General features: G+C 71.2%; 14 protein-coding genes. 6 read left to right on the forward strand and 8 right to left on the reverse strand.

Features of this window, described 5'->3' with window-relative positions:
• Positions 1-642 precede the first annotated feature (642 nt).
• Both VGV60_14095 and VGV60_14100 read left to right on the forward strand, forming a co-directional pair.
• Positions 643-1,335: a pirin family protein gene (locus VGV60_14095; protein HEV8702401.1), complete on the forward strand. Its 693-nt coding sequence runs from the start codon at positions 643-645 to the stop codon at positions 1,333-1,335.
• Positions 1,332-2,138, forward strand: coding sequence for a VTT domain-containing protein (locus tag VGV60_14100; GenBank protein ID HEV8702402.1), 807 nt, complete (start codon positions 1,332-1,334; stop codon positions 2,136-2,138). Before VGV60_14095 ends, VGV60_14100 begins: the two co-directional genes overlap by 4 nt.
• Positions 2,139-2,339: 201 nt before the next feature.
• Here VGV60_14100 and VGV60_14105 read toward each other — a convergent pair whose 3' ends face one another.
• Genes VGV60_14105 through VGV60_14130 form a run of 6 tightly spaced genes read right to left on the reverse strand, consistent with a single transcriptional unit; the run spans position 2,340 to position 9,752 of the window.
• Entirely contained in the window at positions 2,340-3,029 is a 690-nt protein-coding gene (locus VGV60_14105; GenBank protein HEV8702403.1) for a response regulator transcription factor, read from the reverse strand.
• Entirely contained in the window at positions 3,026-5,128 is a 2,103-nt protein-coding gene (locus tag VGV60_14110) for an ATP-binding protein (GenBank protein HEV8702404.1), read from the reverse strand. The genes VGV60_14105 and VGV60_14110 overlap by 4 nt, the downstream gene beginning before the upstream one ends.
• Before the next feature lie 52 nt (positions 5,129-5,180).
• Entirely contained in the window at positions 5,181-6,014 is an 834-nt protein-coding gene (gene cysW / locus VGV60_14115) for a sulfate ABC transporter permease subunit CysW (GenBank protein ID HEV8702405.1), read from the reverse strand.
• A 9-nt stretch (positions 6,015-6,023) separates the two neighbouring features.
• A complete protein-coding gene (cysT, locus tag VGV60_14120) occupies positions 6,024-6,866 on the reverse strand; it encodes a sulfate ABC transporter permease subunit CysT (protein HEV8702406.1) in 843 nt (280 codons plus the stop codon).
• A 4-nt stretch (positions 6,867-6,870) separates the two neighbouring features.
• A complete protein-coding gene (locus VGV60_14125) occupies positions 6,871-7,875 on the reverse strand; it encodes a sulfate ABC transporter substrate-binding protein (GenBank protein HEV8702407.1) in 1,005 nt (334 codons plus the stop codon).
• Positions 7,872-9,752, reverse strand: coding sequence for an ATP-binding cassette domain-containing protein (locus VGV60_14130; protein HEV8702408.1), 1,881 nt, complete (start codon positions 9,750-9,752; stop codon positions 7,872-7,874). The genes VGV60_14125 and VGV60_14130 overlap by 4 nt, the downstream gene beginning before the upstream one ends.
• A gap of 275 nt (positions 9,753-10,027) precedes the next feature.
• Here VGV60_14130 and VGV60_14135 point away from each other — a divergent pair, with 275 nt between their 5' ends.
• Genes VGV60_14135 through VGV60_14145 form a run of 3 tightly spaced genes read left to right on the forward strand, consistent with a single transcriptional unit; the run spans position 10,028 to position 12,756 of the window.
• Positions 10,028-11,623 (forward strand): MFS transporter, encoded by a 1,596-nt coding sequence (locus tag VGV60_14135; protein HEV8702409.1) that lies wholly within the window; start codon positions 10,028-10,030, stop codon positions 11,621-11,623.
• A complete protein-coding gene (locus VGV60_14140; GenBank protein ID HEV8702410.1) occupies positions 11,620-12,240 on the forward strand; it encodes a CoA pyrophosphatase in 621 nt (206 codons plus the stop codon). Before VGV60_14135 ends, VGV60_14140 begins: the two co-directional genes overlap by 4 nt.
• A gap of 9 nt (positions 12,241-12,249) precedes the next feature.
• Positions 12,250-12,756 carry an SgcJ/EcaC family oxidoreductase gene (locus VGV60_14145; protein HEV8702411.1) on the forward strand — a complete coding sequence of 169 codons (507 nt, stop codon included), beginning with the start codon at positions 12,250-12,252 and terminating at the stop codon, positions 12,754-12,756.
• Between the two features lie 43 nt (positions 12,757-12,799).
• Here VGV60_14145 and VGV60_14150 read toward each other — a convergent pair whose 3' ends face one another.
• Positions 12,800-13,543, reverse strand: coding sequence for an urease accessory protein (locus tag VGV60_14150; protein ID HEV8702412.1), 744 nt, complete (start codon positions 13,541-13,543; stop codon positions 12,800-12,802).
• 342 nt (positions 13,544-13,885) lie between these two features.
• Positions 13,886-14,368 carry a DNA starvation/stationary phase protection protein Dps gene (gene dps, locus VGV60_14155; protein HEV8702413.1) on the reverse strand — a complete coding sequence of 161 codons (483 nt, stop codon included), beginning with the start codon at positions 14,366-14,368 and terminating at the stop codon, positions 13,886-13,888.
• A 168-nt stretch (positions 14,369-14,536) separates the two neighbouring features.
• On the opposite strand from dps, the gene VGV60_14160 reads away from it, so the two are divergent.
• Entirely contained in the window at positions 14,537-16,183 is a 1,647-nt protein-coding gene (locus tag VGV60_14160; GenBank protein HEV8702414.1) for an FAD-dependent oxidoreductase, read from the forward strand.

A 16,183-nucleotide genomic window follows, 5' to 3' on the forward strand; every position in this document is an offset into this window, starting at 1 on the left:
CGCGAAGCTCTGCTGGGAGAAGGTGCGACCGCACCAGAGGCAGCGGAACCGGGGCACGACCCGACCGTCGCATCGCCGCCGGTAGGAGCCGTGGGGAAGATGGCGCAAGACCCCGGTACGTCGCCGGTGCTCAGCGCACTCGGGCCACGGGCAGAAGGCGGGGAGGAAGGATCCCGGGCGCACCAACTCGACGATGACGGCGCGGTCCATGACCGGCATATATCAAGATGCGGGCCAGAATGCAGATCACGCCGAGATTCGGAGTCGTGCCTCAGTCTAGCCGTCGCGCCGTTCGCGGGTGAACCCTTGAGCCAGGACAGTTCCCGCCCGTGAACGCCTCTCTTCTCCACACTCTCGGCGCCACTATGTCGACCGAGGGGGCCCGGGGGGCGCTGCAGGCGAGCGCCAGGCAGGTCAGGGGCAGGAGCGCGATTCCCTCGAGCCACGTCGTGGACATCGGCAGGCCTCCTCTATGGCCGGTGAGCCGGACGGCCGGTTCCGCAGCCGACTGTACGCCCCGCTCCGCAGGGCGGTTCCCGCGGGGGGCGGTCGGGCGACCCGCTTTCCGCTATGATGAAGCCCCCGCCACCGCGACGGCCCTACCGCGACGCTGCGACGGAGCGCTGCGAAAGGAGACGGCTCATGATCAAGGCGAGATCCCGGAACGACCGCGGCAGGACGCAGTTCGACTGGCTCGACAGCCGCCACACGTTTTCCTTCGGCGACTATCGCGACCCCGACCACATGGGGTTCAGGGCGCTGCGCGTGATCAACGACGACATCGTCCAGCCGGGAAAGGGGTTCGCCACCCATTCCCATCGCGACATGGAGATCGTGACCCTCGTGCTCGAAGGGGGGCTGGAGCACAAGGACAGCACCGGCACCTCCTCGGTGATCCTTCCCGGCGACGTCCAGCGCATGAGCGCCGGCACCGGCATCACGCACAGCGAGTGGAACCACGCGAAGGACGAGACCGTCCACTTCCTGCAGATCTGGATCATCCCCGAGACGAGCGGCATCACGCCCGGATACGAGCAGAAGAGCATCCCGGAGGAGGAGCGGCGCGGCCGGCTGGTCCTGCTGGCGTCCCGGGACGGGCGGGACGGCTCGGTCAAAATCCACCAGGACGCGTCGCTCTACGGCGCGCGCCTGCACCGCGGCGATTCGGTCACCCACGCCGTGTCGCCCGGGCGCCACGCCTTCGTGCACGTGGCGAGAGGAGCCGCGACCTTGAACGGCCGGCCGCTCGTCGCGGGGGACGGCGCCGCCGTCAGCGACGAGCCTCGGATCGCCCTGGAGGGGACCGGCGACCTGCTGGTCTTCGATCTCGGATGAGCGAGACCCTTGAGTTCGTCGTCCGCCACGGCTACGTGGTCCTCTTCGCCTGGATGGTGGCGGAGCAGCTCGGCCTGCCTATCCCGGCGATTCCGTTTCTCCTGGCGGCCGGCGCGCTCGCCGGATCGGGGCGGCTGAGCCTGACGATGGTCCTCCTGGTGTCGGTGGTCGCCTCCCTCCTGGCCGACACGCTGTGGTACGAGATCGGCCGGCGGAAGGGGGTGCGGGTCCTGAACTTCCTCTGCCGCGTGTCGCTCGAGCCGGACTCCTGCGTCAGGCAGACGGAGCAGATCTTCGGCCGCTACGGGGTCCGATCCCTCCTCGTCTCGAAGTTCGTTCCGGGGCTGAGCACCGCGGCGCCGCCGCTCGCCGGCATCTTCGGCATGCGGCTGCCGCGATTCCTGTGGTTCGCCGGCCTCGGGGCGCTCCTGTACGCCGCCGCGTTCGCCGGCCTCGGCTACCTGTTCAGCTCCCAGCTCGAGAGGATGGCCGCCGGCGCGCTCGTCCTGGGGGAATGGCTCGTGTTGCTGCTCCTGGGGGCGCTCGCCCTCTTCGTCCTGGGGAAGGTCTGGCAGCGCCGGCGCTTCCTGCACAACCTGCGCGTGGCGCGCATCACGCCCGAGGAGCTGAAGGAACGCCTGGACCGGGGCGAGCCGATCGTCGTCGTCGATCTGAGGCATGCGCTCGATCTCGATGCCGAGCCGCACCACATCCCGGGCGCCCTGCATCTGACGCCCGACGACATCGAGAACCGCCACGAGGAGATCCCGCGCGACCGGGACGTGGTCCTCTACTGCACCTGACCGAACGAGGCGACGAGCGCCCGGGCGGCGCTCCTTCTGCACCGGCGGGGAATCACGCGCGTCCGCCCGCTCCTGGGGGGGCTCGCGGCCTGGCGCGAGCGGGAGTATCCGCTGCAGCCGCGCGCCCTGCCGCCGCCGGCCGCGCCGGCGATGGACGCGGCGACGGGCGCGGCGTCCTGACGGGACGTTCGGACGGAGGACTTAGTCTCCGGCGCCCCCGGGATGGAGTGCGTAGCCGACGCCGCTGACCGTGACCAGGTAGCGCGGGCTGGCGGGATCGACCTCGAGCTTCCGGCGCAGGCGGTGGACAAGCTGCTTGAGGAGCTGGCGGTCGCCCAGGCCGCGATAGCCCCAGACGTGCGAGGTCAGGCGCTCCAGAGGCAGCGTGTGGCCGCCGTTCGCCAGAAGGAGCTGCAGCAGCCGGACCTCGAGGTTGGTCAGCCGCACCGGCGATCCCCCCTTGACTCGCACCGCCTGCGTCTCGAGATCGAGAACGAAGTCTCCGGACGTCAGGGGGGCCGGCTTGTCGACGCCGGCCCGGCGCAGCAGCGCGCGCACCCGCGCCAGCAGGGTGCGGGGGCTGAACGGCTTGCCGAGATAGTCGTCCGCGCCCAGGTCGAGGCCGCGGACCTGGTCCTCCTCCCCCGTGCGCACGGTCAGCATCATGACCGGCAGCCCCTCCGAGGCGGCGCGGATCTTCTTCAGGACCTCGAAGCCGTTCAGCCGCGGCAGGTTCACGTCGAGGACCACGAGGTCCGGACGCTCGCGCTCGAAGACCGCCAGCGCCTGCGGTCCGTCCTGGGCCTCGAGGACCATGTAGCCGGCCTGGCGGAGCGCGAAGGCGATGAGGCGCAGGAGCTCGAGGTCGTCGTCCACCACCAGGATCTTCATGCGGTGCGCTCCACCGGCAGGATAACGCACATGCGGGTGCCGGTGTGGCCTTCCCGATCGCGCGCCTCGACGCGCCCGCCGTGGCGCTCGACGATCGACTTCACGATGAACAGGCCGAGCCCCATGCCGCTCTCGCGCGGCTCCTCCCCCGGCGAGCGCATGAACCGCTCGAACAGCCGGTCGCCGGAGTCGGGGGGGAGCCCCGGCCCCTCGTCCTCGACCCACAGGGCGACCGTGGCGGCGCGCGTCTCGCCGCCGACGGTGATGCGCGAGCCGGAGGGAGCGAACTTGCTGGCGTTGGCCAGGAGGTTCACGAAGACCTGCACCAGCCGCGGCGCGTCCCCGCGGACCTGGGGGAGCGGATACGGCAGCTCGACGTCGAGCGTCTGCTCGCGCAGCGCCAGGAGCGGCGAGGCCAGGTCGACCGCCTCGTCGACCACCTCCTCCAGGGCCACCGACTGGCGCCTGATCGAATCGTGCCCCGCGTCGATGCGCACGCTCTCGAGCAGGTTGTCGATGAGCTGCGTCAGGCGCAGCGTGCCGCGCTCCAGCGACAGGACCAGGTCGAGCGCCTCCTGGGTCTTCAGCTCCCCCAGGCGGTCGCGCAGAAGCTCGATCGAGGCGAGCTGGGCGGTGAGCGGAGTCCGGAACTCGTGCGTGATGTTGGCGAGCACCGTGTCGCGCAGGCGCCGGGTCGACTCCACCTCGGTCTCGTCGCGCATCACCTGGACCTGCGGCGGGCCCCCCCGCCAGGCCCCCGCCGTGCCGGGGTCGCCGCCCGGGTTCTCGTCCGCCGGGGCGCTGGTGATCACGACGCTCCGGCGCTCGCCGGATCGCAGGAGCAGATCCTCGTGCGCGCGGGCGCTGCCGCGAAATCGGGCGTGCAGGATCGGGCAGCGGTCCTCGCACGGCCTGACCCCCTCCGGTCCCTGGGGATTCAGGACGTCGCCGCAGAACCGGCCGATCGCCTCGTCGGGCTTGATCCCGAGAAGCGCCGCGGCCTGCGGGTTCAGGTAGTGGATGCGTCTCTGGCGATCGACCGAGAAGACTCCCTCGACGATGCCGGTGAGGATCGCCTCCGCCTCCGCCTGGCGGCCGTGCAGCTCGGCGGTCAGGTGGAGCAGGCGGCCCCGCATCTCCTCCATCGCCGCCTGGAGCGTGCCGATCTCGGAGCCCGGGACGCGCGGCACCGGGGTCTGGAGATCCCCCCGGCCGATGCGCGCCGACGCCTCGGTGAGCGCCTCGAGCGGCCGCACGAGCCGCCGCCCGACGAGGACGCTGAGAAGGGCCGCCAGCCCCCCCACGATCAGGGCGATGAGCAGGAGGGAGCGCAGGAAGCGCCGCTGCGTGGATTTCAGGCCGACGATCGGCAGCCCGGTCTCGACCAGTCCGATCACCTCGCCATTCGGCGCGCGCAGCGGCTGGACCGACAGATAGACCCCGGCCTCGTCGAGGCGCTCGGAGATCGCCTCCTCGGCGTCGAGCGCCCTCCCGCGCAGGTACTCCTCCGGCCCTTCGGCCATCGCCTTATGGCGATCGAGAATGGCCACCGGGAGGCCGACCATCCGGCCGATGCCGCGGGCGAAGTCCTCGTCCAGGACGAGCGTCACCGCCACCGAGGCATCGGGCCGCGCCGGAACCTGTGCGCGGGCCCCCAGGATCAGGAGCCCGCCGGCGCGCGTGCGGAGCACGAACGGCTTGTCCGCGACGCGCGGGGCCCGGGCGATCTCCTCCCAGGGGATCGCGCCGTCGCGGGCGAACAGCCGGTCGGAGAGGAAGACGGCGCAGCCCGACAGCCGGCTGGTCTTGCGGAAGCGGGCCAGGAAATCCTGGAGCCCGCGGAAGTCCCCCGCGGCCAGCCGCGCCTCCAGGGTGGGGCGCTCCGCCAGGAGGCGCGCGGAGGTCAGGAGATCCGTCCCCGCGTCTTCGATCGATCGCACGGCCCCGGCCCCGGCCAGGCCGACGCGGGCGAGCGCCTGATCGTCGGCGAGCCGCCTCAGGAGGCCGGCTGCGGCGAGGGCGACGGAGGCCACCACCGCGGCGACCAGGCCGACGTTCAGGGCGGTCAGGAGGGTGCCGAGGCTCCAGCGGCGAGTCATGTCAGCGTCCCGGGCGCCCGGAAATGGAGCGGCGCGGCCGTCATTATAGGCGTCAGGCGCGCGCGCTGCCCCGCCTCGACCGCCATTCCATGAGCCCCTTGACCAGAAGCGTGAGCAGCGCCATCAGGGTCAGGAGCGACGCCACGGCGAACGCGGCCGAGAACTGGTACTCGTTGTAGAGGATCTCGACGTGCAGCGGCAGGGTGTTGGTGACCCCCCTCACGTGCCCCGAGACGACCGACACGGCGCCGAACTCCCCCATGGCCCGGGCGGCGCACAGGACGATGCCGTACAGGAGCCCCCACCTGATCTTCGGCAGGCTGATGCGGAAGAAGGTCTGCCAGCCGCCGGCCCCCAGGGTCAGGGCCGCCTCCTCCTCGTCGTTCCCCTGCGACTGCATGAGCGGGATCAGCTCGCGGGCGACGAGCGGAAAGGTCACGAAGGTCGTCGCCAGGACGATCCCGGGCAGCGCGAAGATCACCCGGATGTCGCGCGCCAGCAGGTACGGCCCCACCAGGCCGTGGGCCCCGAACAGGAGCACGAAGACCATCCCGGCGATCACCGGCGAGACGCTGAACGGCAGGTCGATCAGCGTCGTGAGGAGGTTCTTCCCCCGGAAATCGAACTTGGCGATCGCCCAGGCCGCGGCCACGCCGAAGATCGCGTTCAGCGGAACGACGACGGCGGCGGTGAACAGGGTCAGCCGGATCGCCGAGAGGGCGACCGGGTCGGCGAGGGCCGCGACGTAGGCGCCGATCCCCTTCCTGAACGCCTCCGTGAACACCACGACCAGGGGGAGGAACAGGAAGAGGAGCAGGAACGACAGGGCCAGCCCGGTCAGGAGCCAGCGGACGGCGCGCGGCTCGGTCAGGTAGCGCGGGCGCAGCGCGTCCACTCAGATACCCCCGGCCTGCGCGACGGTGCGGCGCAGGACCACCATGTTGATGAGGAACAGCAGGGAGAAGGACGCCAGCAGGAAGACCAGGGCGATCGCCGTCGCCCCGGCGTAGTCGAACTGCTCCAGCTTGATCATGATGAGCAGGGGGGTGATCTCCGAACGCATCGGCAGGTTGCCGGCGATGAAGATGACCGACCCGTACTCCCCCAGCGCCCGGGCGAACGCCAGGGTGGACCCGGTCAGGGTCGCCGGCAGGATCTGCGGCAGGACGACGCGCCGGAACGTCTGGAGGCGCGAGGCGCCGAGGCTCGCGGCCGCCCCCTCGACCTGGATGTCGAGGTCCCTGAGCACCGGCTGCACCGTGCGCACGACGAACGGCAGGCCCACGAAGGTCAGGGCGACCACGATCCCCAGAGGGGTGTAGGCGACCTTGATCCCGTGCGGCTCGAGGTACCGGCCGACCCAGCCGTTCCCCGCGTAGAACGTGGTGAGGACGATCCCCGCCACCGCGGTCGGCAGGGCGAACGGCAGATCGACGAGACCGTCGACGAACCGTTTCATCGGGAAGTCGTAGCGCTCGAGCACCCATGCGACCAGGAGCCCGAACACGGCGTTGATCAGCGCCGCGACGAACGAGGCGAGAAAGCTCAGCCGGCAGGCGTAAAGCGTCCGGGGGTCCGAGACGGTGTCCCAGAACTGTCCCCAGGTCATGGTCGCCGTCTTGAGCAGGATGGTCGAGAGCGGGATCAGGACGATGAGGCCGAGGTACGACAGCGCGAACCCCATCGCCAGGCCGAACCCCGGCAGGACGCTCCCGCGCCTCCGCGCCCCGGACGGCACCGTCCTACCTCCCCGACTTCATGATCTGATCGAACACGCCGCCGTCGGCGAAGTGGGCCCTCTGCGCCCTGGCCCAGCCGCCGAACATCTCGTCGATGGTGAACAGCGTCACCTTCGGGAACTGGCCGGCGTATTTCTCCGCCACCGCCTTGAGGCGCGGGCGGTAGTAGTGTCGCGCGGCGATCTCCTGCCCTTCCGGGGTGTACAGGAAATTCAGGTAGGCCTGGGCAACCGCCTTGGTGTTGTGCTTGGCGGCCATGCGGTCGACCAGGGCGACCGGCGGCTCGGCCAGGATGCTCGTGGACGGCGCGACGATCTCGAACTTCCCCTTCCCCAGCTCCTTCTCCGCCAGGATCGCCTCGTTCTCCCAGGCGATCAGGACGTCGCCGATGCCGCGCTCGACGAAGGTGACCGTCGCGCCGCGCGCCCCGGTGTCGAGGATCGGGACGTTGTTGTACAGACGGGTGACGAAGCCCTTGGTCTTCTCCACGTCGCCGCCGAACGTCTTGAGGCCGTAGCCCCAGGCGGCCAGGTAATTCCAGCGCGCCCCTCCCGACGTCTTGGGGTTCGGGGTCACGACCGCGAGGCCCGGTTTCGCCAGGTCTTCCCAGTCCTTGATCCCCTTGGGGTTTCCCTTGCGCACCAGGAAGACGATCGTCGAGGTGTAGGGGGCGCTGTGGTCCGGCAGACGCGCCTGCCAGCCGCGCGGCAGGAGGCCGGCCTGGGCGATGGCGTCGATGTCGTACGCCAGCGCCAGCGTGACCACGTCCGCCTCCAGCCCGTCGATGACGGCGCGGGCCTGCTTGCCGGATCCGCCGTGCGACTGGTTGACGGTGACGTCGGCCCCCGAAGTGGCCTTCCACTGCCTGGCGAACGCGGCGTTGACCTCCTGGTAGAGCTCGCGCGTCGGATCGTAGGAGACGTTCAGGAGCGTCACGCCGGCGGCCCGCGCGGGCCGCGGCAGGAACAGCGCGGCCGCGATCGACAGGACCGCGAGGGTGCGCCTCATGGCCGCCACGCCTCTTCCATGTGCGGCCGCACGATCAACACGGGGTGGTCCTTGACCGCGTCGAGGAGGCTGCCGATCACGCCGGCCAGGCTGACGCGGCCACGGCGATCGAGAAGCGGCGCCCCCAGGATCATGAAGTCGTGCTTCCCTTCCTGCATCTCCGCCAGAATCTGCTGGGGTATCGGGCCGTAGCGCACGCGGCTCTTCGCCACGACTCCCATGAGCGACAGGGTGCGCGCTCCGGCCGCCAGGAAACGCTCGGCCTGGAGAAGGGCCCGGGCGTCCCCCGCCGCCGGCAGCACGGTCAGGATGGTCGCCTCGGCCCCCAGGTGGCGGACGAGGCGGCCGGCGAACAGGACGTCGGCCTTGGCGGGCTCCCCGACGGAGACTCCAATGAGGGCCCGCGCCGGGACCGGGCCGGGGGCCGGCACCAGGAGCAGATTGTGATCGCCCGCCTGCAGCGTCCGCTCGGCGAACTCGACCCGCCCCTTCGCCGGCATGGCGCGCACCACCAGATCGTAGTGCTGGCGCGTCTCCTCCCGGGCGATCGCCACGGACGGCGGATCGGCCGTCGGCAGGGTCTCGACGGCGGCCAGGCCGCTGCCGATCCACTCTCGCGCCTGACGCAGCCTTTCGTCCGTCTGTGCCGCGGTCGCCCCGTGTCCCAGGACCGTGACCCGGGCGTGCGCCAGCCGCGCCACCTGCGCCCCCATTTCGATCGCCCCGCGCGATCCCGGCGATCCGTCCGCGACCATGAGGAAATGCAGCCCGGGATGCGTCAGGGCGTGCACGCGCCGCACGCCGACCCAGGCGGGGTCTCCCTCCCGCAGCGGGAAGCGGCGCGCCTGGTGCTGCGATCGCCAGGCCTCGACCAGGACGAAGTCGCCCCCGAACGGGGCCGGAGGGGCGATTGGCCGGACGCCGCTGAGCCTCGGAAGGCGCAGGCGCAGGCGCTCGAACGATCCGTTGAAGCCGCTCTCCTCCACCACCGCCTCGCCGAGCAGGGGCCAGCCGAGCGCGTCGGGGGTCGTCTTGACGGCGACGTCCTCCGGGCGGAACAGGACCTGGACGCGGCGCGTCTCGCCGACCGCCGCCGGGCGGGTGCTCAGCGGGAATCGAACGGGGCCGAGCCGCACCCCGTCGCGCGTCACCTCGCCGACCATCAGGTTGGCCGTCCCGAGGAAGGTCGCCACGAACTCGGTCTGCGGGCGGAGGTACAGCTCACGCGGCTGGTCGACTTCGAGGAGGCGACCGAAGTTCATGACGCCCATGCGGTCCGCCAGCTCGAACGCCTCCTCCTGATCGTGGGTGACGAAGATCGTGGTGATCTTCAGCTCGCGCTGGATGCCGTGGACCGTGCGGCGGAGCTCGGTGCGGATGCGCGCGTCGAGGGCCCCGAAGGGCTCGTCGAGCAGGAGCACCTCCGGCTGGTGCGCCAGGGCCCGGGCCAGGGCGACGCGCTGCTGCTGGCCGCCCGAGAGCTGCGCCGGGAACCGCTTCCCCAGCCCCGCCAGCCCCACGAGCTCGAGCAGCTCGTCCGAGCGTCGCCTTCTGTCGGCCGCGGGGATCCGTCGGACCCGAAGCGGGAACTCGATGTTCTCCACCACCGACATGTGACGGAAGAGGGCGTAGTTCTGGAACACCAGGCCGATCCCCCGGCGCTGCGGCGGCAGGTGCGTCACGTCCCGGCCGTGCAACAGGACCCGCCCGCCATCCACCTCGGCCAGGCCGGCGACCATGCGCAGGAGCGTGCTCTTGCCGCTGCCGCTCGGCCCGAGGAGGACGAAGAACTCCCCGTCGGCCACCTCGAGCGAGACGTTGTTCACGACCGGGTGGCCTTCGTAGCGCTTCATGAACTGGTCGATCTCGATCGACATGGACCCTCTTAAGCGCGGTGACAAAACGGTGACAGAATATCGCGACGGAGCGACCGGCCCGCCCCGGGGGCCGGGATCGAAGAGCCTCTCCGATTCTCGGGCCCCCCCGGGCGAGGGGCTCCTGCCTCACTGTCGCCGACTGTGCCGCGATGGCGTTTCGGCGGCCCCTTCCGGGGCTCGCCGCTCGCATGGGGGAAGGTACGTCGGAGCGGTGACGGCGTCGGTCGAGACGGGGTGACAGGCCGGGGCGGGACTGCTGATAGCATAACGGTGCGATGAGCCTGAAAGACACGCCGGCCGCCGCGTGGTCGCCGCTGGGACAGCCGCTCTTCCGGGCCCTCTGGATCGCCGCGATCCTGTCCAACGTCGGGACCTGGATGCAGGACGTCGGCGCGACATGGCTGATGACCTCGCTGACGACCTCGCCGATCCTGATCGCGCTGGTGCCGGCCGCCACGACGCTGCCGATCTTCCTGTTCGCGCTTCCGGCCGGAGCGCTGGCGGACGTGGTGGACCGGCGGCGGCTGCTGCTCGTGACGCAGGGGTTCATGCTCCTTGCCAGCGCCGCGCTCGGAGCCCTGACTCTTCTCGGGACGATCTCCGCGTCGAGCCTTCTCCTGTTCACGTTTTTCATCGGCCTGGGGACGGCGCTCAACGCCCCCGCCTGGCAGGCGATCTTCCCGGAGCTCGTCGGCCGCCGGGACCTCCCGGCCGCTCTGGCGCTCAACGGCATCGCCATCAACCTGGCGCGCGCCGCCGGGCCGGCGCTCGGCGGGCTCCTGGTCGCCGCGGCCGGTCCCGGCGCCACTTTCCTGCTGAACGCCGTGTCGTTCCTCGGGGTGCTCGTGGTCCTGTACCGCTGGCGGCGGCCGCCGCGGCAGAGCCTCCTGCCGGCGGAGAGCCTGGTGGGGGCGCTCCTCGCCGGGCTCCGCTACGCGCGCCACGCCCCCGACCTGCACGCCGTCCTGGCGCGATCGACCGCTTTCATCGTCTCCGGCAGCGCCCTGTTCGCACTCCTTCCCCTGATCGTGCGCTTCGAGCTCCTGCAGGGGCCGACCGGGTACGGCCTGGCGCTCGGCTGCTTCGGCGCCGGAGCGGTCACGGGGGCTCTCGCTCTGCCGCGCCTCCGCCGGGCGCTTCAGCCGGACGGCCTGGTGCGCGCCGCGAGCGCCGTCTTCGCCCTGGTCCTCCTGACGCTCGGCCTCGTCCGGAGCTTCCCGCTTCTGTGCGGCGTGCTGTTCCTGGCGGGCGGGGCCTGGATCTCCCTTCTGACCACGTTCCACGCCGCCGCCCAGGCGGCGCTCGCCCCCTGGGTGCGCGGCCGCGGCCTGGCGGTCTATCTTCTTGTATTCTTCGGAGGGATGGCGGCCGGCAGCGCCCTGTGGGGCGGCGTGGCGACGCACGCCGGCCTGCGCGTGGCGCTGGGGGTCGCCGGCAGCGGCATTCTCGCGGGGATCGCCGCGACCTGGCGTTTCCGGCTGAGGGCCGGCGACGGGCCGGACCTGGCGCCGTCGCGGCACTGGCCGGCGCCTATCGTGGCGGGGGAGCCGGACGGAGACCGCGGCCCGGTCCTGATCACCGTCGAGTACCGCATCGATCCCGCCGCGGCCGACGAGTTCGCGCGGGCGATGCGTGACGTCAGGCGAACGCGTCTGCGGGACGGCGCCTTCCTCTGGGACCTTTTGAGCGACCCGGCCGACGCCGGCCGCTACGTGGAGTCGTTCCTGGTCGAGTCGTGGATCGAGCACATGCGGCAGCACGAGCGGATCACCCTCGCGGACCGCGAGATCGAGGAGCGCGCCCGACGCCACCACAAGGGGCCGGGGCCGCCCGTCGTGTCCCACTTCATCGCCCGGGAGCTGCCGCGATGACGCGCGCCGTCCCTCCGGGAGGCGGGGACCTGATCGCCTCGCTGCGCGAGCGCCTGCCGCGCCGCGCGCGGCGCCGGCTCGAAAGACCGCAGCGCGCCGCCGTGCTCGCGGCGATCGTGGACGACGGCGGTCCCCTGCGGCTGCTCCTGACCCGGCGCACCGAGGACCTGCCGACGCACGCCGGCCAGGTCGCCTTTCCGGGGGGGCTGGTCGAGCCGGGGGACGACGATCCGATCCGGACCGCCCTGCGCGAGGCGGAGGAGGAGATCGGCCTCCCCCCCGGGGCGGTCGACGTCCTCGGCCTGCTCGACGATTTCCCGACCCTGTCCGACACGGTGGCCGTGACGCCGGTCGCCGGCGTTCTGCGCCTCGTCCCGCCGCTCGTGGCGCGGGAGGCGGAGGTGGCGCGCATCTTCACCATCCCGGTCGAAAGCCTGCTTCAAGTCGATCGCTGGACGTCGCGCGACGAGCCGCGCGCCGAACGGACGCGCCGGGTCCATTATTTCCTGCACGAGGGGGAGACCCTCTGGGGGCTCTCCGCCTGCATCGTTCTTCACCTGCTGGACGTCAGCGCGCTCGGGTCCCCTGTGCCGCTGCCGCCGGCCGAGCCGCTCTGAGGTGACATCGTGAGACACCCCCTGCCCGCCCTGGCCGCGCTTCTTCTCATGGCAGCCTGCACGCCGTCACCCGAGACCCAGAAGCCGGAGTCGCACGGCGCCGGCGCCCAGGATCTGGCGGCGATCTCGAGGCTTCACGAGGCCTACGTCCTGGCGCACAACGACGCCGACGTCTCGCGCATGACCGCCCTGTTCACCGAGGACGCCGTCCTCATGCCGACCGACGAGCCGTCGATCACCGGCCGGCCGGCGATCGGCGAGCACTACCAGGAGTTCTTCGACCAGACCCCTTCGAAGATCCTGCTGCGTCCCGTCGAGACCCGCGTAGCCGGCGACTGGGCGTTCGAGCGGATCGAGATGACCGTGACCCTGCCGGGCGGCGGCGAGAACGTCATGGAGGCGAAGGTCAAGTACCTGTGGATCCTGGAGAAGCAGAAGGACGGCTCGTGGAAGATCGCGCGGGCGATCTACAACCTGGACGAGGACTTCACGGAATCGGACGGCCAGAACGCCTGAGCCGGCCCCGGGCGGCCGCCCGGCTCCGGAGTCGGGCGGGCGCCTAGCCGAACAGACCGCCGGCCGCGCCGGTCGTGTAGGCCAGGGCGAGGCCGGCCGCGACGCTCCCCAGCCCCGCCGCGGCGCGAAGGGCGAGAGTCACCCCGACCGCGCTGCGCCGCGCCAGGACCAGCGGCACGCCGAGGAGGATGCTCATCACGGCCATCCCCATGGTCGTGCCGGTGCCGAAGAAAAGAAGATACAGGCAACCGCCGAGGACCGTCGGCACCGTCGCGAGGACCAGGAGCGCCAGCGCCGCGCTGCCGGCCAGCCCGTGGACGCAGCCGACGAGAAACGGGCGAAGGGCAATGCGCGCGGGATGCGGGTGCCGGTGCGGCGCCGGGACGGCCGCCCCCGCCCCCTGCGGATGGCCGGCATCCGTTACGTGCCGTGCTGCGTGGAAGTGGAGATGGGCGTGGGTCACGCCGTCGTGCCGGTGCTCGTGCACGTGCAGCCGATCGCGCAGCGCGCCACGCAGCGCCAGCACGCCCAGGCCGACGAGCATGACCGCCGCCGCGAGCTCGAACAGCATGGCGAGACGGTTCGGGACCGCGGAGCGAAGCGCGAGCGCCACACCGCCGGCTGCGCCGATGGCCAGGGCGTGACCGATTCCCCAGGACAACCCGTTCGCGAGGGCGCGCCTGAGCCCGTCCTTCGATGCGCCCAGGGCGGCGACTGCCGCGAGGTGATCGGCGTCGAGAGCGTGCCTGAGACCGAGGATGAACCCGAGTGCGAGAGTTGCGGTCATCGAAACGCTCAAGAGGTCCCCCTGGCTCCGCGCTCGCGTCAATGTAGCATCTGTTCCTCCCGTTTGCACGCCTCCGGGGGGTACGCCGCCATGAACCTCCCGTCCAGCGCTCATAGTGGCGCCGAGAGTGTGGAGAGCCGAAGCCGCCCGGATCGCGTTCAGGGACAGGAAGTGTCCGCGGTCAACCGTCCGCCCGTGAACTGTGGGAGGCGGCCTTCTGGCGTCATTCCCGGATTCAGGGGCAGACGGTTCCTGGCCCGCGCTTTGACAGGGGGAGCCATGGACCGGGAGGTCGTCCCCTGGGCGGTGCCCGTCGCTTCCACACTCTGAGCGCCACTATGTTCAGCGCTCCGAGTGCGCGTGCGCCTCGACGAACCAGAGGTCCTTGTCGAGGCTGCGTGAGATCTCCGTGAAAATGTCGGCGGTGTCCTTGTCTCCCACCTCGTCGGCCTGATTGATCCCTTTGCGGATCTCCTCGCCGAAGTAGGCCAGGCTGCGCGACAGGGCCTCGACATGCTCCTTGCCGCCGGCGATCGCGAGCGGGTATTCGGGGAGATGTGACCGCTTTGCCACGGCGCGGACCGTTCCCTCCGCGATGCCGCCGAGCTGGACGATGCGCTCGGCGATCAGGTCGACGTGCCCGCCGGCGTGCTCGTAGACCTGGTCGAAGAGCTCATGCAGCGCGATGAAGGTCGGCCCCTTAATGTTCCAGTGGGCCTGCTTGGCGTGCGTGACGAGATCCACGGCCTCCGCCAGCCGCTCCTGGAGCAGGGCCGCGATCTGCGTGCGGACCTTCTCGGACAAGTCGTTCTTCGTCTTGTACATGGTGTCGCTCCCTTTCGCCGGTCACCCAGGGTTTCAGAACCGCGTTCGCGGGGCGATGTGCGGCGAAGCCATTATCCTCCGAAATCTCCTGAAGGCACGAGGTTGACGGAACGGCCCCCGCCGCGCCTACAATCACACCTTCCATTTCGTGGACAGGATGACGGACGCATGGCCCAGATGACCCCCGCCGAAGAGGAAGCCTTCCCCACGCTGACCGCGCAGCAGATCGCGCGGATCGCCGCCTTCGCCCGTGAGCGCGACCTCGCCGACGGTGAAAGCCTGTGGGAGGCGGGCGATCGCAACCGGCCGCTCTACGTGATCCTCCAGGGCGAGGTCGAGATCCTGTCGGGCGCCTCTCACGTGGTGACGGTGCACAGGGCCGGCGCATTCACGGGTGACGTCGATCTGCTCTCCGGCCGGCCGGTGGTCGTCCGCGCGCTCGCTCGAGGCCCCGTGCGCCTCCTCGAGCTGCCTTCGGCCCGCCTGCGGTCCCTGGTCCAGACCGACGCGGAGCTGAGCGAGATCTTCCTCCGGGCGTTCATGCTGCGCCGCTCGGCGCTGGTGGCGCAGGGCGGGACCAATGTCGTCCTCATCGGCTCGCGCCAGTCTCCGGGCACGCTGGCGCTTCAGGAGTTCCTGACCCGCAACAGCCAGCCGTACGGGTACATCGACGTCGAGCGGGACGAGGCGGTCCAGGATACGCTCGACAAGTTCGGGGTCGGGGTCGAAGACGTGCCGGTCCTCATCTGCCGGGGCACGCGTCTGCTGCGCAAGCCGACGATCGAGGAGGTGGCCGACTGCCTCGGGTTGAACGACGTCAACGCGACGGTCGTGCGCGACCTCGTGGTCGTCGGCGCGGGGCCGGCGGGCCTGTCGACCGCCGTCTACGCGGCCTCCGAGGGACTCGACGTGCTGGTGATCGAGGCCGGCTCGCCCGGCGGGCAGGCCGGCTCGAGCTCGCGGATCGAGAACTACCTGGGTTTTCCGACCGGGATCTCGGGCCAGGATCTCGCCAGCAAGGCCCTCGTCCAGGCCGAGAAGTTCGGAGCGGAGCTCGCGGTGGCCCGCACGGCGTTGCGGCTCGGGTGCGAGCGTCCCTACCGCGTGGAGCTCGGTGCGGGGGCCGGCGTCCAGGCTCGCGCCGTCGTCATCGCGACCGGAGTCCAGTATCGCAAGCCGGATCTGCCGAACCTGGCGCGGTACGAGGGGGTCGGCGTCTACTACGGCGCGACGCAGGTCGAGGCGCGCCTCTGCGGCCGCGAGGACGTGATCGTCGTCGGAGGCGGCAACTCCGCGGGCCAGGCCGCGGTGTTCCTCTCGGCGGTGGGGCGCAAGGTCACCATGCTGGTCCGCGCTCGAGGGCTCGCCGAGAGCATGTCGCGCTATCTCATCCGCCGAATCCAGGAGACGCCCAACATCACGCTGCTGACGGACACCCGCATCGTCGAGCTTCAGGGGGGCTCGCGGCTGGAGCGCGTCACATGGTGCGACGGGCACGGGGCCACGACCACGGCCGACATCCGGCACGTCTTCCTGATGACCGGCGCCAACCCGAACACGACCTGGTTGCGGGACTGCGTCGCCCTGGACGAGAAGGGATTCGTGAGGACCGGGTCCGACCTCGACGCGGCCGCCCTGGCGGCCGCGCGCTGGCCCTTCGCTCGCCTGCCGCTGCTCTTCGAGACCAGCCGGCCCGGCGTGTTCGCGATCGGCGACGTCCGGGCCAACAGCGTCAAGCGCGTCGCCGCCGCGGTGGGCGAGGGCTCAGTCTGCATCCAGCTCGTGCACAGGGTGCTCGCCGAATCGACGGCATAG

Source organism: Candidatus Polarisedimenticolia bacterium, from assembly GCA_036001465.1.
In the GTDB taxonomy this organism is placed as follows: Bacteria; Acidobacteriota; Polarisedimenticolia; order Gp22-AA2; family Gp22-AA2; genus Gp22-AA3.

Excerpts from the sequence above, each read along its gene's own strand:
- VGV60_14150 (HEV8702412.1), bottom strand. The coding sequence starts at position 13,543 with ATGACCGCAACTCTCGCACTCGGGTTCATCCTCGGTCTCAGGCACGCT.
- VGV60_14160 (HEV8702414.1), top strand. The coding sequence starts at position 14,537 with ATGGCCCAGATGACCCCCGCCGAAGAGGAAGCCTTCCCCACGCTGACC.
- dps (HEV8702413.1), bottom strand. The coding sequence starts at position 14,368 with ATGTACAAGACGAAGAACGACTTGTCCGAGAAGGTCCGCACGCAGATC.
- VGV60_14125 (HEV8702407.1), bottom strand. The coding sequence starts at position 7,875 with ATGAGGCGCACCCTCGCGGTCCTGTCGATCGCGGCCGCGCTGTTCCTG.
- VGV60_14110 (HEV8702404.1), bottom strand. The coding sequence starts at position 5,128 with ATGACTCGCCGCTGGAGCCTCGGCACCCTCCTGACCGCCCTGAACGTC.
- VGV60_14135 (HEV8702409.1), top strand. The coding sequence starts at position 10,028 with ATGAGCCTGAAAGACACGCCGGCCGCCGCGTGGTCGCCGCTGGGACAG.
- VGV60_14105 (HEV8702403.1), bottom strand. The coding sequence starts at position 3,029 with ATGAAGATCCTGGTGGTGGACGACGACCTCGAGCTCCTGCGCCTCATC.
- VGV60_14095 (HEV8702401.1), top strand. The coding sequence starts at position 643 with ATGATCAAGGCGAGATCCCGGAACGACCGCGGCAGGACGCAGTTCGAC.
- VGV60_14140 (HEV8702410.1), top strand. The coding sequence starts at position 11,620 with ATGACGCGCGCCGTCCCTCCGGGAGGCGGGGACCTGATCGCCTCGCTG.
- VGV60_14100 (HEV8702402.1), top strand. The coding sequence starts at position 1,332 with ATGAGCGAGACCCTTGAGTTCGTCGTCCGCCACGGCTACGTGGTCCTC.
- VGV60_14130 (HEV8702408.1), bottom strand. The coding sequence starts at position 9,752 with ATGTCGATCGAGATCGACCAGTTCATGAAGCGCTACGAAGGCCACCCG.